Source organism: Acetobacter fabarum, assembly GCF_029069195.1.
Taxonomy (GTDB): Bacteria; Pseudomonadota; Alphaproteobacteria; order Acetobacterales; family Acetobacteraceae; genus Acetobacter; species Acetobacter fabarum_A.
The window spans coordinates 1-6,524 of the sequence record NZ_JARDYK010000024.1 but is presented as its reverse complement, the minus strand read 5'-3'; the positions used below and the strand labels follow the sequence as shown (position 1 = coordinate 6,524).

General features: G+C 44.3%; 5 protein-coding genes. All 5 read right to left on the bottom strand.

Annotated elements, in window-relative coordinates; all coding sequences use genetic code 11:
- Window positions 1–227: 227 nt before the first annotated feature.
- The gene (locus PY793_RS13885) at window positions 228–1,943 is read right to left on the bottom strand and encodes an AIPR family protein (RefSeq protein ID WP_275178580.1); all 1,716 of its coding nucleotides are present in this window, start codon (window positions 1,941–1,943) and stop codon (window positions 228–230) included.
- Between the two features lie 139 nt (window positions 1,944–2,082).
- Window positions 2,083–3,471, bottom strand: coding sequence for a DUF6538 domain-containing protein (locus PY793_RS13880; protein WP_275178579.1), 1,389 nt, complete (start codon window positions 3,469–3,471; stop codon window positions 2,083–2,085).
- A gap of 335 nt (window positions 3,472–3,806) precedes the next feature.
- The gene (locus tag PY793_RS13875; RefSeq protein WP_275178578.1) at window positions 3,807–4,691 is read right to left on the bottom strand and encodes a plasmid partitioning protein RepB C-terminal domain-containing protein; all 885 of its coding nucleotides are present in this window, start codon (window positions 4,689–4,691) and stop codon (window positions 3,807–3,809) included.
- Window positions 4,688–5,566, bottom strand: a complete 879-nt coding sequence (locus PY793_RS13870; protein ID WP_342803936.1) for a plasmid partitioning protein RepB C-terminal domain-containing protein — start codon at window positions 5,564–5,566, stop codon at window positions 4,688–4,690. The genes PY793_RS13875 and PY793_RS13870 overlap by 4 nt, the downstream gene beginning before the upstream one ends.
- Window positions 5,563–6,524, bottom strand: a 962-nt coding sequence (locus PY793_RS13865) for a recombinase family protein (RefSeq protein ID WP_275178577.1), incomplete at its 5' end; no start/stop codon positions are given. The genes PY793_RS13865 and PY793_RS13870, both read right to left, overlap by 4 nt.

The following is a 6,524-nucleotide window of genomic DNA, read 5'->3' as shown; positions in this document are numbered from 1 at the left end:
CAGACAAGGGTCTCGGGGGCATGCCCCCGAGACCCTTGTCATCCCATCAACCCCAAGCCATAAAAAACGGGAACTCTCCTTTTGAGTGGATACAAAAAGGGGGGCACGTCAATGCCAATTCAGTAGAAATGAAATTTCACAGACAAAAATATAATATTATATTCTTGATATTTAGGTAATGTTAAAATCAGAGGTCTACTGTCGAGACCTCTGAAAAATATCATATATTAATTAAAGAATAATTTTGTAAAATTTTCCGCAAAATATTCTGTTCTTATATAATCTCTTAGTTGTTCTCTTGTTTTAATAGCTGATTTATCGACAATTTTATTTATTGTTAATGATACATCTTCAATAAATTTCGAATAAACATCATTGTCCATTATAATTTTCATTATTTCTCTGTGAACTTTTTCTTTTGACCTTTGTGGTGCATTTAAAAGATCGGGTGTTTTCCAGAATTTTCTTACGAGAGAATAAAGGACATAGAATTTATTAATGGCAAATGATCTATTAACCCTTGAGGTTCTAATTAAATAATCAAATTTATAAAGTGCCAATGCAGCTACATGGTATAATTCAACGCTATGCGTGGGAAGAAAAATCTTTTTAGAGAATTCATTACGAATCCCACGATGATCGCGTGCTGCCCTATGGGGCTGGAAGAAAAAAGCTGCTGCACATATTTTCATTAAATCAGATGATTTCATGATTCTCGTGCGTTCATTGGATATATCTCTGTATTGATTGTCGCGCCTTTCAATTAATATTTTTCGATCACCATCCTGACCTGCGCAATATACTTCTAAATCTTTCATAAATGGCAGGAGTGCCCAAAACTGGTCTTCTCGAACTTCGTTTTGTTTGTTAGTTCCTATTATAACTTTTGATATAAAATCGGAATTTGAACTCCCAATAATTCTCAATGGAACAAAAATATTGTTCAGGTTTTCTTTCGCTTGAGATAAAATATTTGTTGTTTGGCATCCATTAACTATCTGGTAGTCTTCAATAGTAAACGTATCTCCTCGTCTGGATATTGTTTTTGCAACAATTGTTATTCCATTATTTTTAAAGACAAATGATGAGTGATCTCCACTACTTATTTCCGATAAAATATTTTTATTTATTTCAGAGTCTGGATTAAAATCTCTAACGTTGTCGTAAAATAAAGATCTATTAATTAGAAAATTACCCTTTGAATCTTCTGTAGTTGATAGTTTAACTATTTGATCTGCTGATATATATCCGATAAACGATTGATCTATTTCCTCATGATCTGGTAAAGTAATGCTTTTGGGAAAATTTATTGTTGCAATTGAAGATTGAGTTGCCGCTCTGTACCCTTCTTGAATTTCTTTTGCACCAAAACAAAATATTTCTACTGAGCTAAATATATTTAATTCTTCTAATCTTTTTTTGTTTGAATTAATCAAGTCCATTATAGGATCAGATACTTGTCCTGACCCAGTTGTGCAAAAAAAGCATTTTAATTCTGGGTTTGAACGCGCTGAAGCAGAAAAAACTTTATCGCGAGCTCCCGCTAAATCCTCTATTTGATCGCCTTTTAATAGATTGAGATCGGTAAAGAAGTCATGAACAGCATCAAGGAATTTTGATATTTGACCATAGTCAATACTGTCTGATGTTTTTGATTGGTATATTCTAAAAGATCCTGAATGATTTTTTCCGCTTGATAATATACTTAAAGCTTCATCTGAATCAGTGCATATTATTCCCTGGATACTTATTGCGATTCCATCGATTCCAAATTCTTCTCCCTTTAAATGTATTCTAAAAGGATCATTATTTTCTCCGAGAATACCATTTTCTACTGAAAAAATGCTCATAACTTCAAAAAAATCGCTATCGCTCCGTTCAGGATCGGGATTGGCTTCTTTGAAAGAATTTAATTGAGCGCGAACTACTGGATTCATAGCCATTGATGTATTCCTTACGATATATTTCATATTATTTCTTTAATTTGATTTTTTTTCAAGGGGGTCAACGGGGGATGTAATCTCCCTTGCCTGCTGCTCGATGCGCCCCTTTGGGTAGCCATTGAGCACTGCTGGCTCCCGCCTAACTCCAGCCTTTTCTGAAAAGGTCGTCGGGATAGGAAATGGCTTCGACGGTCTGTTTGAGATTGGCCGTCGTGATGCCGCTCAGATAGGTCGAGGTGCCTTGGCTCTTATGGGTGGCTTCGTGGCCCAAAAGCCTATCAATCCAGATTTCCCGAATATCGGCTGAAGCGTTTCGGAGTTGCGTGGAGACGCTGTGCCGAAACGAATGGAACGTAATCTCAGCAGGAAGTCCAAGACGTGTTTTCATCGTGGAGAACGACCGTCCGAATACTGTTCCCCGGACACCGTCTTTCGACATGTTGAGTCCGGGAATGACATAGGGGCCGTCCACTGTGTCTTTCAGGATGAGAAGTCCTGCCTCAATGAGTCTGGAGTGCACAGGGACAATTCGTGTTCCAGCGTCTGTTTTGGGTGACCATCCACTGTCTGTATGGGGCTGGATGACAAAGCAGGGAATGCCATCAATCGTCTGGAGGTCTTCTGTTCTCAGATGACAGATTTCGCCCAATCTCAGGCCTGAGTAAGCGCCTATCATCGTGACAATCCGGAAGGTGCTTTCGGGGACAGAGCTACGAGGCCAGTCTCCTGTCATGAGAGTTTGTAATTCCTGAGTGCTCCAGCCCCTGCGGATGGTCTTTGAGCCACTCTCAAAGCTCCATCCGGTCCATGGGTTCTTTTTGACCAGTTCGCGTTGCAATAACTGGTTCCAGAGGGCTGAGAGCCGCATCATGTGGTTCTTCACACTCTTGCCGCTCAGAGTGGGCCGTCCGTCCTTTTTGGCACGGGCTGCTTCTTCTGGGAGTGTGAGACTGCTTTTCCGCTTTCCCAGTGATGCGGGCAGGGAAAATAGCAAGTCCCGGAAGGCTCCGGCTTTCTCGCCGCCGATGATGGAGACAGGGGCATCCCCAAAGGCTTGTAGGAACAGCTCTACGGCTCTTTGGGTGGCTTTACGGGTGTCAGCGCTGGCGTGTGGGTTCTCCAGAACAAAGCGGGTTAAAGCCTGAGACAGCAGTAAAGGCTGGGGTTTGGGAGGGGAGGCAGTAACGGCTGCCGAAGCCTTCCGCATGTTCTGCGGTTGTGGTCTCGGTCTTGAGGCGGGCAACGGCCTCGCTTCAATGCCTATCGGTGCTTCGACCAGGCGATGCAGATTCTTCAGTGCGTCCCGCACGTGCGGGACAGCTTGTCGCTCTTGTCCCTCAGCCAAAGCCCGAGAGGTCTCATCAAAAAGTTCGGTTGTTCTCGCATGCAGCAAAGAGGCCCGTTTGCGAGCTTCGTTCTGATAGCCTGTTTTTAAAGAAACCCAGATTTCTCGCCGCTTCAGTACAGAACGAAGGGCAGGGGGGACGATTCGGCGGAAGTGGTAAGTGGTGCCACGAATACGAAGCATGAGACGTCCTTCAGTGGGGAAGGACGGTGGAGCAAAGAGTGTCTTTGCCCCATTCAGGCCGAAAAACCGTTCATTTCCGGGAAGTCTGTGGTGCGAGCTGCGGGACTCGAACCTGCATCAACCCGCAGTGACAGTTTTCTAACTCTTTGAAACAGCTAAAAGAATGCGACGTGCTGTCTTCCAGTTTAGTGTTCTGGTTCCCAGAATTGGTTAAACCATCTGGGAACATCTTGAGGGCAGTTTAACCTTATTTTGCTGATTTCGGGAAGAGATTAATGATGGTTAATATCTCAAAAGTCTTCAGGCTGTTCTGAGGTAAGGGTGAACTTGTAAAATTAGTTTGGTTCAAGAGATGTTGCGGATACAATGCTTCTGAATTCAACGATAATTTCAGGATAACGGGCTTCAAGATACCCGACAATCTTGGTATTTTGTATAAGACGCCCGAGATAACGAGAGGCAAGAACAAGCTGAAGAACATCATCTCCAAAGGTTGCTTCAAGAGCTTGATAATCTTTAGTCAGACTTTCCATCTCGCGCTCCATTCTAGCCATCTGCTCCGATGTCAGACCTGAAACCGTTTTTGGACGGTCCGGTTTCGCAAGATCTGTTTGCTTCGATGCAGCCAGAATGGCCTTGGCGTAAGTGGCTGTAAAGTTATTCATAGCCACCATAAGTTCGGCCGTCTCGGTTTGTTTGAGTGGCTTCATTTTTCGCAGAATACTAAAAACATGTGGATTAATCGGTCGATCCTTCAGAAGCTCAACTGCGCCTGGGGCAATTCCATCAAGCAGGTTACGTCGATGTAAAACAACTTTTTCATCAATGCCCAAAGCTTTGGCAATCATGGCAGGCGGCACGCCACGATCAATGGCACGCGAAATCATATAATGTTCCTGTGCCGTCGCTAGACGATTGACCCGCTTATTGTAGGTGAATGTTTCATCGTCGTCGGAAATAATACAAAGAGTACTTTCTATTTTTCGTTCTTGCAGGGCATGTAATCGTAAATGGCCATCAAGAAGCATATGTCGTCCATCTCGACCAGCTTTGGCAATGACCAGAGGCTCGATCACACCGACTGCGCCAATGGAAGTCGCAATTCGTTGATACCGCTTTGAGTCTGTAATTCGTTTGCTCATTGGACGGAGAGGAAGAATCGAATCAAGAAGCACTTCGCGCACCTCTCGCTCAAAAGAAATGCGGACTGACTTACTCATGGCTGACCTTGCCCAACACCAAGTCGGTCTGCAATCGGCTGGGGCATGGAGGCCAACCCTTCAGCTCTTAGTAACTGCACGAAATGATCTTCAGCCAGTAATTTTCCCATCGCACCAACAACGAAAGTCAGACGACCTTGGGTAAGGTGCGCTTTTTTCACTAACATTTTCTGCCGATCTACTTCCTTTTGATAGGCTCGGACCAATGCCGTAGCAGTTGTTGGTTGTCCTCCTTTATTGCCTTGGCGAACAGATCGCATACCTTTACCAATGGTGTTGCGTTCTCCCACAATCCGACGGATGGCCAGAACCTGGCTACCAGGAAGCTCTCCAGATTCATAAGCCTCAGTAAGTGCTCTCTGAACATCGGCATCTGCGGCTTTTGCGATTTCTGCTGCAATTGAGTGAGGAATGATCCCGCGCTCTACAGCATCAAGTAATCGTTCTTCTCCTTTTTCTAAAAGGCTATTAATGGAATAGACATAGTCAGCACTGAAACCGACTTTTTCCGCTATTTCAGCGTTGCTATATCCTCTCTCACGCATGGAACCGACTTCCCGGATAAGTTCGAGAGGAGAGAGGTTCCTTCGTGCTAAATTCTCGACCAAACTCATCACGAAACATTCGTCACGCGTGGCTTCGATGACCATGGCCGGTATCTCTATTTGATCTAGTTTTTGAAATGCCTCCAGTCGCCCTTGACCACAGATGAGTTCGTGATTCTTACCATTGGGTGCGTTTCGGACTGTTATGGGACGCTTCAAGCCAATCTTGCGAATACTCTCAACCAACTCTTCGAATATTTTCTTGTTTCGGACTCGAGGATTCAAAATTTCAATAGAGTTTGTAGGAATCATGACAATTTTGGACATCATAGAGGTCCTTCCAAAGTATGACGACGCAGTAAGTGAAAAAGAGGGGACAAATCATCTGTTCTGAAAGAGTCCAGATTGATCTCGTTATTTTCCGCCATTCCCAGTCTGGGTTTGTGACCAATATCCAGCCATGGCAGAAGATAATAATCTTTCACAGTTTTATTGTCCGGGTTGAGCCTGACAACGACAGTTAGATCAGGTTGTAAACTGGTATCAAGACGAACCTTCCAGCGAAGAGAGCCAGCCGCAGTGCTTTGACAACGAGCAATAACGAATGCCAGCGTTACTTCGTGATTCACCAAAAGCAGGTCATTGCGGGCATTAGAAGTCACACTGCCACCAATGGCTTCAATTCCTGCGATGGTTTCTGCGACCACCTCGGGGTGCATTAGTCGAAGCTGGCGGTTGGTCTCCACGTAACGGTAATCACGTGCAGGCTGATAACCAATGAGTTCATAGGCACGGAGAAAACTGCCAAAACGATGTCGATAAGCAGCACTCGATGGCATTTCCTCAACTTCGTTGATAATCATGCCCGAAAGAACACCGCGACAGGCAAGAAGATCAGACAGCATTTTCAAAAGCTCTTCGTTAGAAAAGCGGCGAGCTCTTTGCGCGAAAATGGTTTGTGCTGCTTCGAATAGAGCAGGATCAACAATGCCTTCAAAAACGCCATCACCACGAACCCACATATCGGCATCATTCACAACACGTTTCTGTTTCAGTTTGAAAGAAACACGATTGTAAACATTGTTCCCTATATACTTCTCGTTGCTTAAAATCTGACGGATGACAGCATGTGTCCATGGTTTTCCGATATCTGTTAATCGACCTTCGCTATTGAGTATGACGTGCCCCCCTTTTTGTATCCACTCAAAAGGAGAGTTCCCGTTTTTTATGGCTTGGGGTTGATGGGATGACAAGGGTCTCGGGGGCATGCCCCCGAGACCCTTGTCTG

Bases quoted from the DNA above. Each gene is read 5' to 3' on its own strand.
- PY793_RS13870 (WP_342803936.1), bottom strand. From the start codon at position 5,566: ATGATGTCCAAAATTGTCATGATTCCTACAAACTCTATTGAAATTTTG.
- PY793_RS13875 (WP_275178578.1), bottom strand. From the start codon at position 4,691: ATGAGTAAGTCAGTCCGCATTTCTTTTGAGCGAGAGGTGCGCGAAGTG.
- PY793_RS13880 (WP_275178579.1), bottom strand. From the start codon at position 3,471: ATGCTTCGTATTCGTGGCACCACTTACCACTTCCGCCGAATCGTCCCC.
- PY793_RS13885 (WP_275178580.1), bottom strand. From the start codon at position 1,943: ATGGCTATGAATCCAGTAGTTCGCGCTCAATTAAATTCTTTCAAAGAA.